Source organism: Arenibacter echinorum (assembly GCF_003259375.1).
Classification (GTDB): Bacteria; Bacteroidota; Bacteroidia; order Flavobacteriales; family Flavobacteriaceae; genus Arenibacter; species Arenibacter echinorum.
The window spans coordinates 249,514-274,421 of record NZ_QLLN01000004.1 but is presented as its reverse complement, the minus strand read 5'-3'; the positions used below and the strand labels follow the sequence as shown (position 1 = coordinate 274,421).

At 40.7% G+C, this 24,908-nt stretch carries 15 protein-coding genes; 14 read left to right on the top strand and 1 reads right to left on the bottom strand.

The window, feature by feature from the left end; all coding sequences use genetic code 11:
• Positions 1 to 13: 13 nt before the first annotated feature.
• From LV92_RS11675 to LV92_RS11615, 13 genes are all read left to right on the top strand, one after another.
• Positions 14 to 1,612 carry a solute:sodium symporter family transporter gene (locus tag LV92_RS11675; protein ID WP_245946361.1) on the top strand — a complete coding sequence of 533 codons (1,599 nt, stop codon included), beginning with the start codon at positions 14 to 16 and terminating at the stop codon, positions 1,610 to 1,612.
• 35 nt (positions 1,613 to 1,647) lie between these two features.
• A complete protein-coding gene (locus LV92_RS11670) occupies positions 1,648 to 3,123 on the top strand; it encodes a CoA-acylating methylmalonate-semialdehyde dehydrogenase (protein ID WP_111623825.1) in 1,476 nt (491 codons plus the stop codon).
• Positions 3,124 to 3,135: 12 nt separating this feature from the next.
• Positions 3,136 to 4,041 (top strand): sugar phosphate isomerase/epimerase family protein, encoded by a 906-nt coding sequence (locus LV92_RS11665; protein ID WP_111623824.1) that lies wholly within the window; start codon positions 3,136 to 3,138, stop codon positions 4,039 to 4,041.
• A gap of 43 nt (positions 4,042 to 4,084) precedes the next feature.
• Positions 4,085 to 5,095 carry an inositol 2-dehydrogenase gene (gene iolG / locus LV92_RS11660; RefSeq protein ID WP_111623823.1) on the top strand — a complete coding sequence of 337 codons (1,011 nt, stop codon included), beginning with the start codon at positions 4,085 to 4,087 and terminating at the stop codon, positions 5,093 to 5,095.
• Positions 5,096 to 5,383: 288 nt separating this feature from the next.
• Entirely contained in the window at positions 5,384 to 5,968 is a 585-nt protein-coding gene (locus LV92_RS11655; RefSeq protein ID WP_170126312.1) for an RNA polymerase sigma-70 factor, read from the top strand.
• Positions 5,969 to 6,031: 63 nt separating this feature from the next.
• A complete protein-coding gene (locus LV92_RS11650; protein ID WP_170126311.1) occupies positions 6,032 to 7,174 on the top strand; it encodes a FecR family protein in 1,143 nt (380 codons plus the stop codon).
• Positions 7,175 to 7,354: 180 nt separating this feature from the next.
• Positions 7,355 to 10,876 carry a SusC/RagA family TonB-linked outer membrane protein gene (locus tag LV92_RS11645; RefSeq protein ID WP_245946360.1) on the top strand — a complete coding sequence of 1,174 codons (3,522 nt, stop codon included), beginning with the start codon at positions 7,355 to 7,357 and terminating at the stop codon, positions 10,874 to 10,876.
• 11 nt (positions 10,877 to 10,887) lie between these two features.
• Positions 10,888 to 12,468: a SusD/RagB family nutrient-binding outer membrane lipoprotein gene (locus LV92_RS11640; protein WP_111623820.1), complete on the top strand. Its 1,581-nt coding sequence runs from the start codon at positions 10,888 to 10,890 to the stop codon at positions 12,466 to 12,468.
• A gap of 176 nt (positions 12,469 to 12,644) precedes the next feature.
• A complete protein-coding gene (locus tag LV92_RS11635; protein ID WP_111623819.1) occupies positions 12,645 to 14,135 on the top strand; it encodes an amino acid permease in 1,491 nt (496 codons plus the stop codon).
• A gap of 228 nt (positions 14,136 to 14,363) precedes the next feature.
• Entirely contained in the window at positions 14,364 to 15,740 is a 1,377-nt protein-coding gene (locus LV92_RS11630) for a glutamine synthetase family protein (RefSeq protein ID WP_111623818.1), read from the top strand.
• A gap of 4 nt (positions 15,741 to 15,744) precedes the next feature.
• Positions 15,745 to 17,130, top strand: a complete 1,386-nt coding sequence (locus LV92_RS11625; protein ID WP_111623817.1) for an aldehyde dehydrogenase family protein — start codon at positions 15,745 to 15,747, stop codon at positions 17,128 to 17,130.
• A 42-nt stretch (positions 17,131 to 17,172) separates the two neighbouring features.
• A complete protein-coding gene (locus tag LV92_RS11620) occupies positions 17,173 to 18,345 on the top strand; it encodes an iron-containing alcohol dehydrogenase (RefSeq protein WP_111623816.1) in 1,173 nt (390 codons plus the stop codon).
• 2 nt (positions 18,346 to 18,347) lie between these two features.
• Entirely contained in the window at positions 18,348 to 19,145 is a 798-nt protein-coding gene (locus LV92_RS11615) for a type 1 glutamine amidotransferase (RefSeq protein ID WP_146613537.1), read from the top strand.
• A 105-nt stretch (positions 19,146 to 19,250) separates the two neighbouring features.
• Here the strand turns inward: LV92_RS11615 and LV92_RS11610 are convergent, their stop codons facing one another.
• Entirely contained in the window at positions 19,251 to 21,512 is a 2,262-nt protein-coding gene (locus tag LV92_RS11610; protein WP_111623814.1) for a GH92 family glycosyl hydrolase, read from the bottom strand.
• 511 nt (positions 21,513 to 22,023) lie between these two features.
• Between LV92_RS11610 and LV92_RS11605 the strand changes: the two genes are divergently transcribed.
• Complete coding sequence (locus tag LV92_RS11605; protein ID WP_111623813.1) at positions 22,024 to 24,570, top strand: phosphoenolpyruvate carboxylase; 2,547 nt, start codon at positions 22,024 to 22,026, stop codon at positions 24,568 to 24,570.
• Positions 24,571 to 24,908 lie beyond the last annotated feature (338 nt).

Here is a 24,908-nt window from a genome sequence, read left to right as displayed (position 1 = left end):
ACCAACCAACCTTATGAATTCCGAACTAATCATTATTTTAGCTTCATTCCTGGTTTTTACCGGAGGAGTTGCTTTTTTTACTTGGTACAGTCTTAGAAAAACAAACTTAACATCGTCCGACGGTTATTTCTTGGGAGGTAGAAGTTTAACTGGAACCGTTATTGCGGGTTCCATGTTATTGACCAATATTTCCTCTGAGCACCTTATAGGGATGAACGGTAATTCCTATGTCAATGGTTTTATTGTTATAGCCTGGGAAGTTACTTCCTCGATTGCGCTGGTGATTGCGGCCATTTTCTTTGTTCCCAAGTATTTAAAAATGGGATTGACCACCATACCCCAGTTTTTGGAAAATAGATTTGATGGATTGACAAGGACCATGGTTGCTGCTATTCTCATCTTTTCATTTGTAGTTACCTTATTGCCAATCGTTTTGTATTCCGGGGCAATAGGTATTGAAAGTCTGTTTGGTGTTTCGGAGGCTCTTGGGGTCAGTAAATCCGAAGGGCTGTGGATTACGGTAGTCATTATAGGGGTCATAGGCTCTATATATGCCATCTTTGGTGGCTTAAAGGCTGTAGCTTATTCCGATACCATAAATGGCTTTGGACTTTTGATCGGTGGTTTGTTAATACCAGTATTGGCGCTGTTGGCCATAGGAGATAACAACATCTGGGATGGATTGGTAAAGGTATATGATTATGCCCCCGAGAAATTTAATGTGGTAGGGGCAAGGGACTCTGTATTGCCTTTCGAAGTTTTGTTTACGGGCTTGATCATTAATCAGCTCTATTTCTGGGGAATGAACCAGACCATAATCCAAAGGGCCTTGGGAGCAAAAAATTTGAAGGAAGCCCAAAAAGGACTTTTAATAACCGGGCTTTTTAAGATATTGATTCCCTTGATAATTGTGCTGCCTGGCGTTATTTGCTATTATTATTTTCAGGACACTTATTTTGACCAACAGGACACCGTTTACCCACAATTGGTCAAGAAGGTTTTACCTGTTTGGTTGATAGGCTTTTTTGCTGCGGTCATTATGGGGGCCGTTTTGAGTACCTTTAATTCGGTATTGAATTCTGTGGCTACCTTGTTCAGCATAGATATTTATAAGAAACATATTGCGAAAAATGTCAGCGATACCAAATTGGTGAAGATTGGAAAGGTGACCTCCGCAATTTTAGCCGTTGTAGCCATATTTGCAGCCCCAATGGTAGCCAATGCTTCTGATGGCTTGTATCAGTTACTACAGGAGCTTAACGGGATATTTTTCATTCCCATCGCGTCCATTTTATTGGCAGGGTTCTTTATGAAAAAAGTCTCGGCAATGGGGGCTAAAGTGGCCCTGATGTTCGGACTTAGTTTTTATATTTTTATGACTTGGGGCTATACTAGTCATGGCATTCATTTTGTGCATTTATGGGGAATAGAATTCTTGCTGAATGTAGCCATAATGTATTCGGTGTCCCATTTCTATCCCAATAAGAACAACTACGAAATTACCGATGTAGGAGCGGTAAATCTGACTACTTGGAAATATACCATACCCATGTCCATTGGGTTATGCGCTGTTACTGTATTAATTTATGTTTTGCTCTGGAACAACCAGTAGCACTACTATGATCAACAATATTAAATAATTAAAAAATGGAAATACTAAAAAATTATATCGACGGTGTTTGGATCCCAAGCACATCTAAAGAAACAATAGACATTGTAAACCCGGCTACCCAAGAAGTTCTGGCAAAAGTGCCTTTTGGCAAAGGCACCCAAAAGGATGTTGATTTAGCGGTAGCTTCTGCATCCAAGGCATATCTGGAGTGGAGTAAGGTTCCGGTGCTAAAACGGGTTCAAGTACTATATCGCTTAAAGACCCTGATGGAAGAAAACACCGAAGTCCTTGCAGAGATTATTACTAAGGAGTCTGGTAAAACCTATGGGGAATCTGTTGGGGAAATACAACGGGCAATCGAGAATATTGAAGTTGCGTGTGGGACACCCATGTTAATGGCGGGAGATGTTATTGAAGATATTGCTACGGGAGTAGACGAGATGATGATTAGGCAACCTTTAGGTGTAGCAGCTTGCATAACGCCTTTCAACTTTCCAAGTATGATCGTTTTTTGGTTCTTGCCCTATGCCATTGCTACTGGTAATGCCTTTGTGGTGAAGCCATCCGAGAAGGTACCTATGACCATGATGAAGATTTTTGAGTTTCTTGATCAATTGGATATTCCAAAGGGACTTGTGAGCCTCGTGCACGGAGGTAAGGATTCCGTAGATGCTATTTTGGAACACCCTAGCATAAAGGCGGTAAGTTTTGTGGGCAGTACCCCTGTGGCTAGATATATTTATTCTAAAGGCACAGCCAATGGCAAGAGGGTACAGGCGCAAGGAGGCGCAAAAAACCCAGTGGTTATTTTACCCGATGCGGATATTGAAATGTCCACCAAAATCATAGCGGATTCCGTTTATGGTTGTGCAGGACAAAGATGTTTGGCGGCGTCTACAATCATCACTGTGGATGACCAAAAAAGACAAATAAAGGATGCCCTTTATGAAACCGTTAAATCCCGAACTACTGGTTACGGCTTGGATAGGGAAATAAATATGGGACCGGTGATTACTGCAGCGAGTAAGGCTAGAATAACAGGATTGATCCAAAAAGGAATAGATGAAGGTGCAAAAGTGCTTTTGGATGGCCGAAATGCTTCCATTGCCGGATATGAGAAGGGAAACTTCCTAAACCCTACTATTTTAGAGAACGTAGCCTTGGATAAGGAACTTATTAGAACAGAAATTTTTGGACCCGTAATGAGTCTGATTTCCATGAAAAATATAGATGATGCCCTAAAATTTGTTAATAGTGGGAACTATGGAAATATGGCTTGTTTATTTACCGGTAGCGGTGCCAATGCCAGAAGGTTTAGAAATGAGGCCGATGCTGGAAATATTGGTATAAATATAGGTGTGGCGGCACCTATGGCCCAATTTCCATTTAGTGGTTGGAAGGATAGTTTTTTTGGGGATTTGCACGGTCAGGGTAAGCATGCCATAGAATTCTTTACACAGACCAAGGTAATAATAGAAAGATGGCCGAACATTTGGTCAAGAAAATTTTAATAGGAAAAGGGAATGATGAAAATTGCTAATGCTCCTTGTTCTTGGGGCGCCTTGGAATTTGATCTGGAAGAAAAATCCGAAGAGATAGGTTTTGAACAGGTGTTGGATGAAATTAAAGAAACGGGATATATAGGTACGGAATTGGGTGATTGGGGATACATGCCCACCACCCCCAGCCTGCTAAAAGTGGAATTGGATAAAAGACATTTGGATCTATTGGGCGCTTTTGTTCCTGTAGCCTTGGTCAAGGAGTCCAACCACGATGCTGGGATGGTCTCCGCCTTAAAAGTAGCGGAGCTTATGTTCAATGCCGGCTACAAGAATTCGTTTATTGTATTGGCAGATGATAATGGTTCCGTTCCGGAACGTACCAAAAATGCGGGGAGAATTACTAGGGCCATGGGACTCACGGAAGAACAGTGGAAAGTATATGCCGCTGGTGCAGAAAAGATAGCGAAAGCCGTGAAGGATGCATATGGTATTAGGACGGTATTTCACCACCATTGTGCTGGATATGTAGAAACCCCTGAAGAAATAGATAAGCTTATGGCCTTGACCGATCCAAATTTATTGGGTCTGTGTCTTGATATGGGGCATTATGCCTTTGGAGGAGGTGATCCAGTAAAGGCCCTTAAAAAGTTTAGTAAAAGAATATGGCATGTCCATTTTAAGGATTATAGTCCAGAAGCGGCCAAGGACTCCCGTGCGGTGAACGGGGATTATTTTGATGCCATTAAAAGGGGTGTATTCTGTGAACTAGGGAAAGGTGCGGTAGATTTTCAGTCCATTGTAAAAATATTGGAAGAAATGAGATACAATGATTGGATCGTGGTGGAGCAGGATATTTTACCAGGCATGGGAAACCCCAAAATATGCGCACAGGCCAATAGGGACTATATAAAATCCCTAGGGTTATAGACAATTCAATATTCATGAAAAAATTATAAAGAAATACACATCTATGACTAAAGTTAAATTCGCCGTAGCAGGATTGGGAAGGATAGGGAAGATCCATTTGGAAAACCTACTTCAGATGGACAATGTGGAAGTGGTAGCCGTAATGGATCCCATGGAAGAATGTAGGAAATATGCGCAGGAAAAGAAGATACCCCATATCACCGACACCTTTGAGGAGTTGTTGAATATTGCCCCATTCGATTCTGTGGTGATCTGTTCACCAACCGATACCCATGCCGATTATGTTGAAATGGCGGCCAAAGCCGGTGTTCATATTTTTTGCGAGAAACCTTTGGATCTATGCATGCAGCGGGTTGTTGAGGTTTTAAAAGTGGTCAAAGAAGCCAATGTTAAATTGATGTTGGGTTTCAATCGCCGGTTCGACAAGGAATTTAGAAAGGTTCATGATTTGGTAAAGCAGGGTGCCGTAGGGCAGCCCCACTTGGTGAAAATTACCAGTCGGGATCCAGGAGCACCACCGGTAAGCTATATTAAACAATCCGGAGGTCTGTTTTTGGATATGACCATACATGATTTTGATATGGCCAGATTTGTAGTGGGCAAGGAAGTGGAGGAAGTTTACGCCAAAGGGGCAGTCCTTGTAGATCCTGCTATTGGCGAGGCCGGGGATATAGATACTGCTGTGGTTACCCTGACCTATACGGACGGTACCATGGCCGTAATAGACAATAGTAGGGAAGCCGCTTATGGCTATGACCAAAGAATAGAGGTGTTCGGATCCAAAGGAATGGCACAGGCCGACAATAATTATGAAGATTCACATCGACTATATACCAACAAGGGAATACAAAGTTCACTACCGCTGCACTTCTTCTTGGAAAGGTATGCCGAGGCGTATAAATCCGAAATGGCCAGCTACGTAACAAGTCTAAAAAATGGTAATGCCATGGAGGTAGACGGCACCGATGGACTGCGGTCGCTGCAAATTGGCCTAGCTGCCATAAAATCATTACGGGAAAAAAGACCTGTAAAAATTACGGAAATAGGCAATTAGCATCCGGAAAACTACGAAAATCTAAAATCAATTTTTATAGGTAGAGTAAAGAAATTTGATTCTTGGTTAAAATATAATTTTTTGTTAAATTGTGGGGAATTTGTATTTATCAATGTTTGGGATGCTGCTGGAGAAAGGAAACGAATTAGATGGCATTACATGTAAATTTATATTGATCGGGATGATGAAGGGGAAAATTTAGATGGATCAGTAGGCCATATTAATGGGAAGAAGTTGTTTTCTAGGTTGGTAAATTCATAGAGCCGGATATTTAAACCCATTTATAAGTTGAAAAAAGGTCAGCCTAATATCAACAACGAGCTTTTTCTTTCCCTTTTGGAAAAGGGAGAGAAGTGTGCATTTGAGACCTTGTTCAGACTCTATTATACGAAACTCTTACAAATTGCAAAAGGATACCTAGTTTACCAACAGGAGGCAGAAAGTATAGTACAGAACGTATTTCTTAAAATATGGGAAAATAAAGAATCTTTGGGCGATGTGTCCAATATCAATAATTATTTATATACCATGACCAAGAATTTGTGCTTGGACCAATTGAAGCACGAAAAGGTTAAAAGGAACTACATAGATAATAGTTATCGCATAAAATCTGAAATTCAATATAAATTTATTCATGATGAAGCGGCCTCGTTGTTGCTTGAAAACGAATTGGAAGGCAAAATTATTCAGAGTATAGAATTATTACCTGAAAAATGTAAAAATATTTTCAAAAAAAGCCGATTAGAGGGCTTGAAGCATGGTGAAATAGCTGCACAGTTGGGCATTTCACACAAAACGGTAGATAACCATATTACCACTGCCCTGAGGCATATGAGGTTTCATTTAAGGGAATTTATATCAATTTCCCAATAAAATTACCATCCTGTACTAGGTGTAAATCTTTTTTGAATCGTCTATATAATGTAACACATGACGATGCTAGATCAAAGAATATATAAATACTTAAGGGGTACTGCAACTTCAAAGGAGGAAAAGGAAGTTCAGGATTGGATTGTTTCTTCGAATCAAAATGCCAAAAAATTCTTTGAAACCAAGGCCAAATATGTGGCATCTACCTTGGATGAAACGGATGTAGATTTAGATGCTTCCTTCCAAGGTTTGCTCAATACCAATAACCCTACCTCCAGAAATAGACGTCGCATTCCAATTACAATTTTGAAATCCGCTGCTGTTTTGGCAATTCTTGTAGGGCTAGGTTTTATATTTAGGGATGCTATTGTTGATTCCCGTACTGCACCAATTATTCCAGAGGATGCCATAATTCTGCAATTGGAAAATGGAAATATTGAGGTGATTTCCGAAGATGGAGAGGCTAAGGTTGTAGATTCTGAAGGCAATGTACTGGGGGCACAACAAGGGTCGCAATTAGTCTATAAAAACAATGGGACTTCAAAAGAGGAATTGATCTACAATACGCTCACGGTTCCCTATGGTAAGAGATTTGATTTAATGCTTTCGGATGGAACACAGGTAACTCTTAATTCTGGAACATCCCTCAAATATCCAGTGCAATTCTTAAAAACAAAAAACAGGCAGGTTTTTTTGGATGGGGAGGCTTTTTTTAGTGTAGCTAAGGACACGGAAAATCCATTTATAGTTAATACTAATGAGCTTAATGTGCGCGTACTGGGGACAAAATTTAATTTATCCTCCTATCCGGAAGATCAATTTGTCAATACAACGCTTTTAGAAGGGTCGGTTGCTGTTTACAATAAACAGGACACTTTTGATTCTTCCAATGTTTCTTTACTGGAACCTGGATTTAAAGCGGAATGGAACAAATACAATAAACAAATTTTAGTAGAAGAAGCGGATATAGCTATGCATACCGATTGGTTGAATGGGAAAATCATTTTAAGGCATGTGCCCTTTAAGAACATAGTAAAGAAATTGGAGCGGCATTATAATGTGGATATCGTGAACAATAATCCGGAACTTGATGAAGAAATGTTTACGGCAAGTTTTGATGTTGAAAGCATCGATCAAGTGTTTAAAACCTTCAACGTCACCTACGAAATGGAATACAAAATCAACAACAGACAAATAATTATCAACTAACTAACTAGACAAAAACAACAGCCAATGAATTAAACTTCCTAAAATTTAGACAGATCACAATTTTCGCCTTACAACTAAATTATAAGGCCTACGAGCAAAAAAAAAAATCGGAAAGTGAGCCAACACTTCCCGATGAAACGTGATTAAATTAATTAACCACTTAAAAAACACTGCAAAAATATGAAAAACCTAATTAGGCTGGGGAGGGAATCCCATTTTCAGCTACAATATGATTTGAAAATGAAGCTAACTACATTCTTGCTATTGACTGTTTCGCTTTTTCAAATTCATGCCAACGAAACTTATGGTCAAAAGACCAAAGTTACCTTGAACCTCGAAAATGTAAGCATCGAAAGTGTATTGAACAGAATTGAGTCGCTTACAGAATTCAAATTCATGTATAATGATAAGGAGGTAAATTATAAAAAAATTGTCTCTGTAAACGCTGATAAAGAATTGGTAACTACAATTCTTGATAGAATTTTTTCTAAGATGAACATTACCTATGAGGTATTGGATAAACAGATAGTGCTTAGGCCGGAAAAAAATATTCCTCCTTCAACTATGGAGGAAGAAAAAAAGGTGGAGTTGTATCAGCCGTTTAAGGTAAATGGTACTATTCTGGACAGTGATGGTAGTCCATTGCCGGGAGCGAACGTACTGGAAAAAGGAACCACCAACGGTACCCAGTCCGATTTTGACGGTAATTTTTCCTTGGATGTAAATGGACCAAACGCAGTTCTGGTGGTTTCTTATGTAGGGTTTACTACCACGGAAATGGCACTGAATGGCCAGACCGATGTCTCTATAACCTTGGAGGAGAGTGCTACAGGTCTAAGTGAGGTGGTAGTAACCGCCTTGGGTATTAAGAGGGAAAAGAAATCTTTGGGATATGCATCCCAGGAGCTGGATGGCGAGCAGGTATCTGCGGCCAGGGAACCCAATCTTTTAAATGGCATTTCCGGAAAGGTGGCCGGTCTACAGATTACCAACAGCCCCTCGGGCCTTGGAGGTTCTGCTAGGGTGTCCATAAGGGGTGATGCTTCCTTGAACATCAATGGCAACTCTCCTTTGTTTATTGTGGATGGTACTCCCATCAGCAATGAAATTGTAGGGTCTAGCGGTTCTGGAACACAGGATGTGGATTATGGAAACGGGGCTTCGGAAATTAATCCGGAGAATATAGAATCCATCAACGTGCTAAAAGGACCTGCTGCTGCGGCTTTATACGGTGCTAGAGCAGCTAACGGGGCCATTATTATAACCACCAAGAAGGGAAGTTCCAAAAAAGGTCAGTTAGGTATTTCCATTAATTCTGGTATAACCATGGAGAGTGTATTGCTATTGCCCGATTGGCAAAATGAATACGGCCAAGGTAACAACCAACAATTTGCTTTTGTTGATGGAAGCGGTAGCGGAATTGCCGATGGTGTTGATGAAAGCTGGGGTCCCAGATTGGATACCGGGCTAATGATTCCACAGTTCGATTCGCCACGGGAGGACGGTACCAGAGGTGGGGATTATTTAGTAAGCAATTCCCCTATTATTCCAACTCCTTGGGTGTCCATGCCGGATAATACCCTGGATTTTTTCAATACCGGGTATACCAAGACCAATAGCATTGCCATTTCAAAATCAGGGGACTTGGGAAATATTAGGTTCTCCTACCAAAACTTGGATCAGGAAGGCATTGTTCCCAATACCGATCTTAAGAGGAATACCTTTAACTTAAGTGCTGGTCTTAACCTGACCGATAAACTTACTATTAACACTAATGTCAACTATATTAAATCGGATAGTGGCAATAGGCCTTCCCTAAGTTATGGAACGGAAAGTATCATGTACCTGTTTATATGGTACGGTAGGCAATTGAATACCAATAGTATGCGGGATTATTGGATGCCGGGCAGGGAAGATCTACAGCAGTTCAACTATAATTACAATTATCATGATAACCCATTCTTTAATGTGTATGAAAATACCAATTCACAGAACAAGGACAGGGTCTACGGGAATATTAGTGCCAACTATGAAATAAACGATAATTGGAGTTTAATAGTACGTACCGGAAGGGATTTTTATCGCGACCTAAGGGGGAAAAAGAGGGCCTTTAGTACCCAGCGTTTTCCACTTGGATATTACAGGGAGGACAATGTGTTTTTTGAAGAGTCCAACACGGACTTCCTTTTGTCCTACGATAAAACTTACAACGAAAAATGGAACATAAATGTATCCGCTGGTGGAAACCAATTTCGCCAAAGACAAGAGTATACCCAAACGGTTGCCCCGCAGTTGATCAATCCAGGGGTCTATTCCTTTAATAACACTAGAAGGCCATTGGAGGTAAGTAGCAACAATGAACAAAAGCGGATCAATAGTCTCTACGGCTTTGCCAGGTTTGCCTATGATAATTTACTTTTCTTGGATGTAACAGGACGTAACGATTGGTCAAGTACTTTGCCAACGGATAACAATTCCTATTTCTATCCTTCGGTCACCCTGAGTGCCATTGCCAGTGACATGTTTAAAATGCCGGAATTCGTGTCCTTTGCAAAATTAAGGGCGGCATATGCCGAGGTGGGTAATGATACGGACCCCTATAAACTGTCCAGTTTCTTTACCAATGAAACACCTTTTGGGGATAATCCTATTTTAACGGAATCTTCCTTGATTCCCAATGCCGATCTGAAACCTGAAATTACATCATCTTATGAGATTGGTGCCGATATCCGTTTGTTCCAAAGTAGGTTGAATTTGGATGCGACGTATTATGATGGTCGTACCAAGAACCAGATCATACCTATAAGTACGGATATTTCCAGTGGGTATACCAGTAAGTTGATCAACGCCGGTGAAGTCAGGAATTATGGGTTTGAGGCCATGTTGAATGTAGTTCCTATAAAAACGGAAAACTTTACGTGGAATACCATGTTCAACTATTCCAGAAACAGGAGCGAGGTTACCGACCTGGGAGGCATAGATTATACGCTTACCGAGAGGAACAGTGTCTTTATCCAAGCTAGGGAAGGGGGTTCCATTAGTGCCATTTACGGTAGGGGATTTCAACGTGTAGAAGATGAGAACAGTCAGTATTTTGGTCAAATGATAGTTAATAACAGTGGTATCCCCATCAGGACGGACGATTTGGTGTACCAAGGCGATTATGCCCCTGATTATACACTGGGAATACTGAACAGTTTTAAGTATAAGTCTTTGGATTTTGGATTTATGTTCGATATAAGGCAAGGCGGAATAGTAGTATCCAGGACCAAAACGATAGGTTCCACTTCCGGGCAGTTAAAGGAGACCTTGGAAGGAAGGGAAACCGGAATTGTTGCCGAAGGTGTATTGGAGACATCTCCTGGTGTATATACGCCCAACACCATAAATGTGGATGTTAGGACCTACAACAACCGTTATTATGAGCGTGATAATGTGGAGGCGGCCAAATACGATGCTTCCTATACGAAATTGCGTGAGGTTACTTTGGGCTATAGCCTTTCCAAGAAAATTATAGATAAACTTCCCATAAGTAAGGCAAGATTATCCTTGACAGGCAGAAATTTGGCACTATGGACGGACAATCCCCATTTTGATCCGGAAACGGTCTCGGTCGCTGGTGGTACCCTGCAGCCCGGTATAGAGAATATGTCCTATCCCAGTACCAAAACATACACTCTGAATTTACAAATCGATTTTTAATTGCATAAAAGATGAAAAACATACATAATATAAAAAAGGGTTTCTTCGTGATGTTTCTTTTGGCAGCTTTTATGGGTTGTACGGAAGATTTTGAAGAAATAAATCAAAACCCCAACTTTCCCGAGCAGGCTTCCTCGGAACTGCTTTTGCCAGGGGTTTTAAGACAGATGGCCTATAATTGGGGGAATCAAGGATGGGAAGAAGGCTTTACAGTAGTCCAATATGGGGCCCGACTGCAGTTTACCTCCGGGGATATTTACCAGTGGTCCCCAACGGACAATCCATACAACGATGCCTATGACGGTCTACGTGATATTGAGAATATAATCCGCGATACCCAGGAAAATCCAGATCGCCAAAATTATTATGGTGTTGGACTCATCGTAAAATCGTGGATCTATTCCTACCTCACGGATTCTTATGGTGATGTCCCTTACACAGATGCCGTAAAGGGAATCAGCGATGATAATATTACGCCAGAGTTTACGCCGCAACAGGAAATTTATGACGGTCTTTTGGCCGACCTAAAAGCTGCCAACGCCGCATTGACAGGTACACAAAATATATCCGGGGATATATTGTACGGTGGCGATGTATTGAAATGGAGGAAGTTTGCCAACTCGCTCAGGCTTCGGTTGTTAATGAGGATCAGTGATGTGGATCAAGCCAAAGCTACAGCCGGTATGGCTGAGATTATGGGCGACCCAACAACCTACCCCATATTTCAAAGCAACGGGGATGCAGCGCTATTACAATGGAATTCAGATAATCCCCAACCAAAATATAATACCCGATCTGGTAGTTTTGACGAGGTTAGGTTAAGCCTTACTTTGGAGACCAGATTAAAGGATCTAAATGATAGAAGGCTCATTGTTTATGCGCAACCTACTTCCAATTCCGGAAAAGGAATTTATTCCGATAATTTGGATGATTATGTAGGTATGCCCAACGGCTTGGACGATGAGGCGGCTTTAGGGTATAGCCCTACCGGAAACCCCAATGAAGTGGGGTCCAATTTCATCTCAAGAATTGGTATTTTATTGGCTTGTAGGGCCTGTAACGTTGAGCTTGCCTCTCCTACGGCTTCCCAGACCATTATAATGGATTATTCGGAGCTTCAGTTTATCCTGGCAGAGGCTAGGGAAAGAAATTTCATAACCGTAGGCGATGCCGCCACTTACTATGAAAATGGGATACGAGCTTCCTTTTCGTATTATTTGGATAGGATAATTGCCGGGGGATGGAACGAGATCGCTGCCGATCTACAAGCCTTTGACTTGGATGGCTATATTGCACAGACGGCAGTGGCCTATACAGGAACAACCACCGAAAAGCTGGAAAAAGTAGCCTTGCAAAAATGGATAGCCCTCTTTTATACCGGTTTGGAAGGCTGGTCCGATTGGAGGCGTACCGGAATGCCGGAAGTTATACCAGGTCCGGATGCCGTAAATGATAAAAAGGTTCCGGTAAGGTTTCAGTATCCCAATGCCGTGAAATCAACAAATAATGCCAACTACCAGCAGGCGGTGACCCGCATGGGAGGGGATGATTTAAACACCCGACTTTGGTGGGATGTTGCCACTAACAATTAAATGTGCAATAAATAATTTTTTTTATGAATCTTATGGACCATGGGGATTCTTCCCCATGGTCTTTTTATTGGTAATATAAATCCTTCAAGTTTTAAGAGTTATATTTTTCCTATTTCATGGTATATTAGTTACCAGCTTAGAAACACATAATCAAACCAAAAACCAAGAGAATAGATATGAGCAAAGGCGTTAAGTACAAGAAAATGGATAAATCCTATTTTGAATCCAGGGAACTGAAACGCCATGCAGGTGTTTGGTCTTTGTGGGCCCTGGGCGTTGGAGCAGTGATTTCAGGACATTTTTCAGGATGGAATTTAGGCTTGGCTTCTGGGGGATGGGGCGGTATGTTCGTCGCCACTTGTATCGTAGCTATAATGTATGTTGGACTTACCCAGAGTGTTGCGGAAATGTCTCCTGCCCTACCACACACTGGAGGAGCATATTCTTTTGCCAGATCGGCCATGGGACCTTGGGGAGGATTCTTTACAGGCTTGGTAGAAAACTTGGAATTTATACTTACCCCGGCGGTTATTGTTTTTTTTCTCAGTAATTATATGCAGGGCATCTTTGAAACGGCACCGGAAATGTTGCCTTTTTGGTGGTTCGGATTTTATACCATTTTTACCCTTTTAAATATTGTAGGGGTAGAACTATCTTTTCGCTTTACAGTGGCTTTAACTTTGTTGGCTTTGGGATGTTTGGGCATATTTTGGGTGTCTTCTATAGGAAGTGTCGATTTTATGACTTATGCCCTGGATATAAAGGTGGGCGCCGATGGGAGTGCAGAACATCTGGAAGGAGGGGGAGGTTCCCTTTTCCCGATGGGATGGGAAGGAGCGCTTAAGGCTATGCCCTTTGCGGTTTGGTTGTTTTTGGCAATTGAACAGTTGCCATTGGCAGCGGAGGAATCCGTAGATCCCAAAAAAGATATGCCCAAAGGGTTGACCTATGGTATCATCACCTTGATTATTTCGGCATTTTTAATCCTATGGCTCAATGCCTCCATACCTTTGGGTTCTTATGCCCTTTCCCAATCCGGGGAGCCCTTGCTGGACGGATTTAAGGTGCTGTACGGGGACAATATAGCCAAGCTCTTGGCCTTGGTGGCATCCATTGGCCTGTTGGCATCTTTCCATACCATAATTTTTGCGTTTGGCAGACAGATTTATTCCTTGTCCAGGGCGGGGTATTTCCCGGTAATATTGTCCTTGACCCATAGCAAAAGAAAAACACCCTATACCGCATTGATACTAGGCTCTCTGATTGGTTTTGTGGTTTTAATGGTTACCAAATTTTTGGCCGGTAATGAAAGTGAGGTTTTTATAGGGGGAGCTTTGCTCAACATCGCTGTTTTTAGTGCCATGCTATCCTATATTTTACAATGTGGTTCCTTTTTATTATTGAGGAAGAATAAGCCCGATCTTGAAAGACCTTATGTTAGTCCTTTTGGAAAACTAGGTGCTTGGTCCACAATTTTCTTGGCCAGTGTAATCATTTATTTTCAGTTACAGGATCAGTCCTATAGGACGGCAGTGTTTATATCGATGGGGTATTTGATAATTGGTTTGCTGTACTTTGGGCTACAAGGAAGGCATCGATTGATACTCTCGCCGGAAGAAGAATTTGCGTTGGAACACGATGCTAAAAAAGCAGGTGTAAAAAACTAAATTTTATATCTCTAGCTGGGCATTATTCAATAATTTTATGAAAGATTTTTATGAAGGGATGCGAACAATGGTAACAGGGATAAATGTCCATCAAATTGTTTTTAACTATATCTAAGGCATATCACTGAATATTGGAATAATAAACCAATAATCAACTAAAAAAATCAGAAAATATAATCTTAATGTCTATGACAGGGGACTTATAGATTAATAAAAAATTTTAAATAGATGAAAAAGGAAGTACCAAAAATGACCATAGAATCGGTCAGAAGTTATATACACGAACATCAAATTGAAAATATAAAGTTGGCCGTTGTTGATGTTGATGGCGTTCTCCGTGGGAAATACGTAAATTCCAAAAAGTTCCTATCCGCTTTGGACAAGGGATTTGGTTTTTGCAGTGTAATCTTTGGTTGGGATTCCAATGATGTATTATATAAGAATGATTCCTTTACCGGCTGGGCGGATGGTTTTACCGATGCAAATGCTACGATTGATGCATCGAGTATGAGAATGTTGCCAACGGAAGATTTCAAGTCCGTTATTTTTTTGGTAGATTTTTCCGAGAGTAGTGCAGCAAGTGTTTGTCCAAGATCTATTCTGCGCAAAACCTTGGATAGATTGGGAAAATTGGGGCTTAAGGCAAGTGCCTCTTTTGAGTTCGAATTTTTCCTTTTTAATGAATCCCCTAAATCCGTTCGGGATAAGAATTATCACAACCTGGAACCAATGACGCCAGGCAACTTTGGGTATTCTATATTGCGCAGTTCTACCCATGCCAGTTTTTATCACGAAATAATGGAACTCTCCAAGGAGATGGACATGCCTTTGGAAGGATTGCATACAGAGACTGGTGCAGGGGTGCTCGAAGGGGCCCTTGAATATTCCGAAGCGTTAAGGGCGGCCGATAATGGGGCTTTGTTTAAAAACTTCATAAAGGTTTGGGCACAACAGAACAATTTGATGGCCTGTTTTATGGCCAAGTGGTCTTCAAGCTTTCCAGGACAATCCGGTCATATCCATATATCCTTGCAAAATAAGGATGGTTCCTCTGCATTCTACGATAAAAATAAGACCGATGGCATGTCCGATGTGATGCGCTGGTTTATTGGAGGGCAGCAAAAGTTAATGCCCGAATTTTTGGCCATGGTAGCCTCTACATGTAACAGCTATACTCGACTTATTCCCGGTTTTTGGGCCCCCACTGCAGCCTCATGGGGTGTAGATAATAGAACCTGTGCCCTTAGGGCCATTCCAGGTTCTGAAAAATCCCAAAGAGTGGAATATAGGGTGTCGGCAGCCGATATAAATCCATACTTGGCACTGGCAGCCGCTATTGGTTCAGGATTGTGGGGCATAGAGAATAAAATTGAACCTACAAAAGCGGTCGAAGGAAACGCCTACGATGTAGATTTTTCACAGGAACTTCAGTTGCCCAGGACCTTGTCCCATGCCGCCGAAAAATTTAAGAATTCAAAAATTGCAAGGGACCTGTTTGGTGATATATTTGTGGATCATTATGCGTATACCCGACTTTGGGAAGACCAACAACAGCTGGGAGCTATAACCGACTGGCAATTAAAACGTTATTTCGAAATAATTTAAAAAAATGATAAATACCATATCACCTATAGACGGCACTATTTATTATACTGCCGAAGAACATGGCCCAAAAGATATTGAACAGGCCTTACATTTGGCTGAAAGTGCTTTTCCTCTTTGGTCCAATCTTTCTATTGCCGAGCGTGCTAAATATATAACAGCATTCGTGGATGCCATTGTTGAAGATAAAAATGAAATTGCCCTCGAAATTACCTGGCAAATGGGGAGACCATTGGGTCAGTCCCCTGGAGAAATAAAGGGATTTGGGGACCGCGCCCATTATATGATAGGAGTGGCGGAAGAGGCTTTGGGCGACTATAAAGTTGAAGATGCCGCGAATCCGGATAAAAGATGGGTAGAACGTGTACCAATTGGGGTCGTTAGTGTGTTGAGCCCTTGGAACTATCCTTTCTTGACATCTGTAAATGCTATTGTTCCCGCCTTAATGGCAGGAAATGTGGTTATATTAAAGCATTCGTTCCAGACGCCTCTAGTGGCGGAACGTTATGCCAAGGCAGCTGCCAAGGCCGGATTACCAAAAGGGGTATTTCAGATACTGCACCTGAACCATAAAAATACGGCCCAATTAATTGCCGATTCCAGAATTGACGGGGTGTACTTTACAGGTTCAGTACAGGGTGGGGTAGCGGTTCAAAATTCCTTGATGAACAAGTTTATACCCTGCGGCTTGGAATTGGGAGGAAAGGATCCCGCTTATGTCATGGCCGATGCCCATTTGGAAAATAGCGTTGAAAATTTGGTGGATGGGGCATTTTTTAACAGCGGTCAGTCTTGTTGTGGTATTGAACGAATTTATGTTCATGAAACGCTTTACGACAAGTTTGTTGATGGATTTGTAGCGCTTACAAAGCAGTACAAATTAGGGAATCCATTGGATGCCGAAACCAATTTGGGGCCTATGGTGAAGACCGATGCGGCCAATTACGTAAGAAAACAAATAGAGCAAGCCTTGGGTAAAGGGGCAAAATCTTTGGTGGCCGAATCTTTGTTTGCAGCATCCAAAAAAGATACGCCTTATTTATCTCCGCATGTGCTGGTCAATGTGGATCATAGTATGGAGGTAATGACCGAGGAGAGTTTTGGACCGGTGGTTGGGATTATGAAGGTAAAGAACGATGAGGAGGCATTGAGGTTAATGAATGATTCCCAATATGGACTTACCGCTTCCCTGTGGGCAAAGGATATGGATAGAGCTATTGATCTGGGGCGAAAAATTGAAACTGGTACCGTTTTTATGAACCGTTGCGATTATTTAGATCCCGCCTTGGCTTGGACGGGAGTTAAAAATTCCGGCAAGGGTGTTACATTATCAAAAATTGGATACGACCATGTTACCCGGGTTAAATCGTTCAATTTTCGAAAAGGGAAATAAGAAATTATAAATCAATTTATTGAATTTAAAAAATAAGAATTAATGCAATTAGCAAATACAAATTGGAATTATCCTACCACTATCTGGTTTGGAAATGGTAGAATAAACGAAATATCGCAGGCTTGCAAAAAATTGGGAATCAACAACCCTTTATTTGTCACCGATGAAGGCTTGGTAAAACTGGATATAGTTGAGAACACCATAAACATTCTAAAAAGGAATGGATTGAAGTTTACGGTATATAGTGATGTGCAGGGAAATCCAACAGAAAAAAATGTGGTTGATGGGGTGGCCCATTATAAGAAGAACAAACATGATGGGGTTATTGCCTTTGGAGGTGGATCTGCTATTGATGCGGCCAAGACCATCGCATTTATGTCGGGACAAACGAAGTCCTTATGGGATTTTGAAGACGTGGGCGATAATTGGAGTTATGCCAATCCTGCTGGAATTGCACCTATAGTCGCCATCCCTACTACTTCCGGTACTGGTTCGGAGGTAGGTAGGGCTTCGGTAATATTGGATGAAAAGCTGCATACCAAGAAAATTATTTTTCACCCAAAAATGTTACCGGCAATCGTGATATCGGATCCAGAACTTACCTTGGGCTTGCCGCCACATATTACGGCTTGGACCGGCGTAGATGCCATGGTGCATGCTATTGAGGCCTATTGCGCCCCAGGGTACCACCCTATGGCCGATGGTATTGCCATTGAGGCTATCCGAATTATTGCCAAGTATTTACCAATAGCAGTTAAGGACGGAAAAAATTTGGAGGCCAGGGGACAAATGTTGGTAGCGGCATCCATGGGTGCAACTGCCTTTCAAAAAGGACTTGGATCCGTGCATTCCGTGGCCCATCAATTGGGCGCTATTTACAACAAACAGCATGGTCTGCTAAACGCTATAATATTGCCCTATGCCCTAAAACAGAACAAATCCGCAATTGAGGACAGAATGGTACATTTAAGCAAGGTGTTGGGGCTGGAAAAGGAAGGTACCGATGCCATTATCGCTTATATAATTGGCCTTAGGAAAGAATTGAATATTCCGCATACATTAAAAGAAATAGATATTAATTTGGATAATGCCAAGGAGATTGGGGAAATGGCCTATAAGGACCCTTCCACTCCTTCCAATGCCAAACCCGTTAACGCAAAGGATTTGGAACAGCTTTTTAAAGCCGCGGTATCTGGAGATATAAATGGACTGTAAACGTGAAACTATTAATTGTAGAAGGTAATAACGAACAAACACGTTTGCAGCGGGGAGCTTTTGGAATAAAGCCCTATCATCTTACGTTTCAGGAAATGCTAAGGACATTGCTTCCAAAGGCACAGACAGATTTTGCTTTTCCTGCAGATAGTACGAGCGGATTGCCGACAGTGGCCGAATTAAAGCAGTATGATGGTGTTTTATGGACAGGAAGTTCCCTAAGTGTTCTTGATGATATTCCGGATGTTCATGGGCAATTGAATTTTGCCGATGAGGTTTTTGAAAGTGGCGTACCGTTCTACGGCAGTTGTTGGGGGATGCAGGTGGCCACTGTAGTTGCAGGGGGAAAGGTGGCACTAAGTGACAATGGATTAGAGTTTGGGATATCCAAGCCCATTGAAGTAACTGCATATGGAAAGGAAAGTCCATTTTTTAAGCATCGAAAAACGCCGTTTACCGCCCTGTGTATTCATTTTGATGAAGTTGCAGAAGTCCCTGAAAATGCCATTATTTTGGCAAGTAATGCACATTCCAAGGTACAGGGTATGACATTCGACTATAAAAATGGATCATTTTTTGGGGTTCAATACCATCCTGAATTCAAGCCTTCGGAAATGGCTTTGATAGCATCATTTTTATCCGAAAAATTGGTTAAGAGCGATGCTTTTGACTCCTTGGAAGAAGTACAGGATTTCTGTTACCTTTTGAGGGAACAAAAAGGACTCCCACCAGAAATTAGTGATTATCCTCTCCACACCCAAGAAATAATGGCTTGGTTAACGCATATAACTGGAGAATAAATGGCATAATTTATAAAATATAAAGAGGATGGTTTTAAAATGCGGAAACCATCCTCTTTGTTCTTTTGGGAATATCGAAAAATTGAAACTAACTTGCTTGCTTTTTTAATTATTTTTGAAGGCAGTGCGGTTGGGACTGTTTCCCATTTCAAATTCGAGCACATTGCCGTTCATTATTTGGGTGTAGGTAATAAAGGGTTCCTCCACCACCTTTCCATCCAAAGTAAGCGATTGGATGTACTTATTGGTCTCGGAAAGGTTGTTGGCAATTATTTTAAAGGATTTTGGTGCTCCATCCTTGATTAACCTTAGGGTAAATTCGGGAAATTGCGGTGCTCCAATGGCAAAAGTTTCAGTTCCGGGGGTAACAGGATAAAATCCCATAACTCCAAAAACATACCAGGCCGACATCTGTCCGCAATCATCGTTTCCGTTGATTCCTAGAGGGTGATTTCTGTAATTAATGGTTGAGGTGTGCTTGCGGATAAGCTCTTGGGTTTTCCAAGGTTGCCCGGCATAGTTAAATAGGTATGCATAGTGATGCCCAGGTTCGTTATCGTGCCTATAATGCTGCCCATCAAAGTTTTCATTTAATTTGGCAGCAAACTTTTCCTTTCCGCCAAAGAGTTCAATGCTTCCCTGTATATCGTGCATAGCGCCGAATAAATAGGTCCATCTCCCACCTTCCGTAAAACCTTCCTGTTCGTTTTTGTCCCAATCACCATTATAAAGTCGGGCATTAAGGAACCCCGTTTCCTTGTTGTAGAGGTTTTTGTAATTCTTGCTCCATCCCATTAATCGTTCATAGTCTTCCATTTTACCCATATCCTTGGCCATCTGGGCAATACTATAATCATCTATTCCGAACTCTATAGTTCTGGTTACGGATTCCCTGGTCTTATCCGAAGCTACATATCCCAGGGAGTGGTAATAGGTTAGTCCGCCCCTTGCTTCGTATAAAGTACCTTCGTCCCTGTCTCCCCAAGGCTTTTCCGTATCCCTGTATGGCGGGTGCATGGCATTTTTCCTTACGGCCTCATAGGCCAGATCTAGGTCGTAATCCCTAAATCCTTTTACATAGGCATCAGCAATTACGGCATCGGCATGAGTACCGGTCATGATATTGGTATAGGTAGGATTGGGCCATTTTGGCAACCAGCCGCCTTCTTGGTACATCTGCAATAAGGACTGAACCATGGGGCTTACCCGTTCAGGATGTGTAAAATGCAGTAGGGGATGCAGGGCCCTAAAAGTATCCCAAAGGGAGTAATCGTTATAAGAAACCCCTTCGTGGATCTTGTCATCGAACGGACTGTAATAGCGTCCGTACTCTGAAAACTCCCGAGGAAACAACATGGTATGGAAGAGGGCGGTATAGAAAATGCTTTTTTGGTCTTCGGTGGCCCCATCTACCTTAATTCTGGAAAGGTTTTCCTGCCAGATATCTCCTGTATCTTCTACCACTTTGTCAAAATCCCAATCCGGTATTTCCTTGGATAAATTTTCTCTGGCCTGTTCCAAACTTATAAAGGAAGTGGCAATTTTCACCTTGACCGTTTCATTTTTAATGGTTTTAAAACTAATATATCCGCCCATTCTAGCACCGGTCTGCTCTCTACCCATTTCATTGATATCCGGTTCAGTTCTAAAGGAATTCCATGTTCCAAAGCGTTCAAAGGATTTATCGAATTGAATTATAAAATAGCCCTTAAAGTTTTTAAGTTCAGGTCCCAAATGGGAAGACATTCGCTCTGGGTTATACCCCGTAATCTCTTTTTTCTTTTCATCTATACGGATGTAGCCATGGAATGCCTTCTTGTTCTCGGTAATATTGATCCCTTGGATCACGATATGGGATTCATCCGATTTTGGAAAGGTGAATTGAAAGATGCCACAGCGGGAGGCAGCCGCTATTTCTCCTTTAATTTTTTGTCCCTTATCACCCATGGAAACACTGTAGTAATTGGGTTTCGAAATCTCCTCCGTATGGTTAAAGGACAAGGCTCTGTCTTTAGGAAGAAGCTTTAGTTTGCCTAGCTGTGGCATTATGGATACGTAGCCGTAATCTCCCATCCAGACCGTGGGCTGGTGTGTTGCCATAAAACCCTGAATGGTTTTGTCTTCAAAAACATATGGCATTTCACTGATCTTATTTTCTCGTGTCTGAGCCACAAAATTGGTCATGGCGAAAGGGGTGCCAACGCAGGGCATGGTACCACCACCATCCCTACCTTCCATAAAACCGGCAGTGGGAGTTCCAATTAGCGGATTTACATAATCGATTTCCATTTTATTTTGGGCAGGTAAGAGAGATATCCAAATTAATAGCGTTGATATGGTGTAGAGGAATTTTTTATTGGTTTTCATGTAATAGATTAATAAGCTTAAACTTTTAGGCAATCATAAGGGATAGTTGGAGAACATACTAATCAAAAAAACGATAAAATATTGATAATACGAAAGATAGGTGAATATTAATCATGCAAAGGTTTGCATTGTTTTGGTAATAGTTAGGCACCATTGCATAAGGTCAATTATGTTATGATGGTAATTTATTAAGATCTATTTATTGACTTATAGCGGTTACAATTTTCCCAAACCAAAAAGAGCCTTGCCGGTCAGACAAAGCTCTTTTACGAGAACACTATATGAAAATGAAAAAATTACTTTTTTATTATTACAATGTAAATTTAACTTGTTACCCTGCGTTGTGAAAATTATTGTTGTCAAGTCCATTGATTTTGAGGTGTCCCTATTAAATTTTGATGTTTGACATATAATTCCTCCTTCAAATCTAAAAATATACCGATATTTAATGTTTGAAATTCATGTTCCAATTAATAAGGAGTATGATTATGTAGAATGTAATTAAAGACGTATGCTTCAATCAGAGAGATTAGACGAATTTAAAAAATCGGTCCAGAACAAGTTCAATATTTATAATAGCTTGTTTCTTAATTTGCCATACCAAGATATTGAAAATGTAGGGATGCTGATACCTTTATTACTGCATCAGGCCGAAACGGGATTGAAATCCGGGAAAAATCCCCAAGAAATTTTGGATGCTTTTTTTCAAAACTACGCGAATATTGACTCGGAAAAGGATAGGATAGATTTTATGTTCCGGATCATACAGTATGTGGAAAGACAGGTGGTATTGTATGACAGTGTTGAGGATGCTGCATTCCCAAAGCTTCAAAAACATAGTAGTTCCCTAACAATTGGGGATTATTTTCAATTAGTGGACAAAAATAAAAGTTGGGACCAGATATCGGAAAAACTTTCGACCTTCAGTGCACGTATAGTTTTAACGGCTCACCCTACCCAGTTTTATACTCCGGCGGTCTTGGACATCATAGGTAATTTAAGGAGTCTTATTTTGGAAAACAAAATCAATGATATTGATTTGGTGCTTCAACAATTAGGACTTACATCTTTAATAAATGCCAAAAAACCCACTCCCTTGGATGAGGCAAAAAACATAATCTATATTCTTAGAAATGTATATTATGATGCTGTTGGGGAACTTTATGCTTACATCAAGGATAATATTGGTGATATGGATTTCAACAATCACAATATCATGAAATTGGGATTTTGGCCCGGTGGGGATAGGGATGGGAATCCTTTTGTAACATCCAGTATCACCAAAGATGTTGCCGATGAGTTGCGCATTACCTTAATGAAATGTTATTATCACGATATAAAAAAATTACAGCAAAAACTGACCTTTAGGGATCTTCAAGATGTAATTTCCAATTTAAGGGGACGCTTGTACAAGACCATGTTCGATGCCAGTACGGTTATGCACTATGACGAGATTATTGAACCCCTTCTTGAAATAAGGTCGATGCTAATTGGAAAATATAATAAGCTTTACCTAAAGGATTTGGATCACCTTATAGATAAGGTTAAGATCTTCAGGACACATTTTGCCACCTTGGATATTAGGCAGGACCACAGTGTTCATATCCAAGTTGTAGAGGCTATACTAAAGGCCAACGGATTAATTTCCGAGAATATTGGGGAATTGAATAAGCAGGAATTAATAGATATTTTAATACATAAGAATATTGATTTACAAGTGCAGAATTATGAGGAGGATATTGTTAAGGAAACCATACAGAATATTTTACAATTAAGGGGGATTCAGGAGAAAAATGGCGAGGAAGGTTGTAACCGATATGTTATAAGTAATTCCGAGAATATTTTTTCTGTACTTTTTGTATATGGACTTTTTAGATGGTGTGGTTGGGAATCGGATAAGATTACTTTCGATATTATTCCGTTGTTCGAAACCATGAAGGGCATGGAAAGCTCCGAAAATACAATGAACGAATTGTTTGATCTTGCAGAGTATAAAAAACATTTGGCCCAACGCCATAATAAGCAAACCATAATGCTCGGTTTTTCCGATGGCACCAAGGACGGTGGATATGTGAAAGCAAATTGGGAAATTTTTAAAACCAAGGAAAAATTGTCCGCCGTATGCGATCGGAACAATATAAAGGCCATATTTTTTGATGGACGTGGTGGACCACCGGCCCGTGGAGGAGGAAAAACCCATAGATTTTATGCTGCACAGACTAAGGATATTGCCAATAATGAAATACAATTAACTATTCAGGGGCAGACCATAACCAGTACCTATGGAACTAAGGAGCAGTTTATTCATAATTCTGAACAATTATTGACAGCAGGTCTTTCCAATAACTTTTTTGGCAAAGAAAATGTTATTTCCAAGGAGTCAAGACAATTGTTGGAGGAGTTGTCCGATCTGAGTTTCGAGAAATACGATGCTTTAAAGAATCACGACAAGTTTATTGCCTATTTGGAAAACAAGAGTACATTAAAATACTACCAAAAGGCAAATATTGGGAGTAGGCCAGGTAAAAGAGGGCACAAGAAAAAACTGGAACTCACGGATTTGAGAGCCATTTCCTTTGTAGGTTCATGGAGCCAGCTTAAACAGAATGTCCCTGGCTATTTCGGTATCGGAACAGCTATTAAAATTCTAAAGGACCAAGGAAAATTGGAGGATCTGAAAAGGTTGTTCAAAGAAGTTCCGTTATTTAAAGCGCTGATGCTCAATAGTATGATGTCCTTGGCTAAATGTTATTTTGAACTGACCAGCTACATGAAGGATGATGAGGAATATGGTGAATTCTGGAACATTCTTTATGAGGAATATTTGCTTTCCAAGGAAATGCTTTTACTTATTTCAGATTCCAAGATTTTGATGGAGAAAGAGTCGGTTTCACGTGAATCTGTTAAAATTAGGGAAAATATAGTGTTGCCTTTATTGGTAATACAACAATTTGCCCTTCAGCAAATGAGTAGGGAAACGGAATATAAAGAATTGTATGAGAAAATAGTTATCAGGTCTCTGTACGGTAACATTAACGCAAGTAGGAATTCCGCCTAAGGGTAAAACACCAAGGGATATTTCTATTGATCAAAGCCAAATCAGGGGAGGATTCAGGGAATAAAATCTTACTGGTGTTTTATACATTGAGGTACCATATATGTTGGATCTTTTTTTAGCCTAGTTAATCTATGGTGGATTGGCGGCGCTTGTGCCTGTAAAATTTGTACGTAATCTATGTTACTGGGGTCATAGATCCCATTTTTATTATTATAAGTTAGTGGCTATTTTTGGCTATGAATTCTTTTGTAAAATGACAGGTATTCAGATTGTTGGCTAAAATCTTATGTTAAAATGTAATTTGTCCTTTTTTCAATCGTTAATGTACTAATGTTAAC